Genomic DNA, 897 nt, shown 5'->3' on the forward strand with positions numbered 1-897 from the left:
CGATGCGCCTGCCCGTGCCCGTGAGGTGTTGGGGGTGTCGCGGTTGTCGAATCGGGCGTTGGCGGGGTGGTTGCACGGGTTGCCGGGGGTGGATCAGGTGGGTGCGGAGGCGCGGGCGGCGGTGTTGGGGACGCGGTCGATCAAGACGACGTCGAAGGCGTGGGCGATTGACACGTGTATTTCGATGATTGATCTGACGACGTTGGAGGGTGCGGACACGCCGGGGCGGGTGCGGGGGTTGGCGGCGCGGGCGTTGACGCCGGATCCCAGTGATCTGTCCACGCCGCGGCCGGCGGCGGTGTGTGTGTATGGCGATATGGTCGGCCACGCCAGGGACGTGTTGGGCCAGAGTGGGGTGCGGGTGGCCGCGGTCGCGACGGCGTTCCCGTCGGGGCGGGCGAGTGTGGCGGTGAAGCTGGCGGATGTGGCTGACGCGGTCAGTGCGGGGGCGGATGAGATCGACATGGTCATCGACCGGGGGGCGTTCCTGTCCGGGGACTATCTGGCCGTGTTCGAGCAGATCGTCGCGGTCAAGGCGGCGTGTGGGGGTGCCCGGTTGAAGGTGATCATGGAGACCGGTGAGCTGGTGACGTATGACAACGTGCGCCGTGCCTCGTTCCTGTCGATGCTGGCCGGGGGTGACTTCATCAAGACCTCGACCGGCAAGGTGGCCCCGGCGGCGACGCTGCCGGTCACGTTGGTCATGTTGCAGGCGGTGCGGGACTGGCGGGAGGCGACCGGGCAGATGGTCGGGGTGAAACCGGCCGGCGGGATCCGCACCAGCAAGGACGCGATCAGGTTCCTGGTCACCGTCCACGAGGTCGCCGGGGCGGACTGGCTGACCAACCAGTGGTTCCGGTTCGGTGCCTCCAGCCTGCTCAACGACCTGATCCTGCA

General features: G+C 68.6%; 1 protein-coding gene. It reads left to right on the forward strand.

Annotated elements, in window-relative coordinates:
- Positions 1 to 897 (forward strand): deoxyribose-phosphate aldolase (deoC, locus tag DA085_RS20675; RefSeq protein ID WP_109474875.1); only part of this gene is annotated, 897 nt, incomplete at both ends.

The organism is Ornithinimicrobium cavernae (assembly GCF_003121625.1).
In the GTDB taxonomy this organism is placed as follows: Bacteria; Actinomycetota; Actinomycetes; order Actinomycetales; family Dermatophilaceae; genus Ornithinicoccus; species Ornithinicoccus cavernae.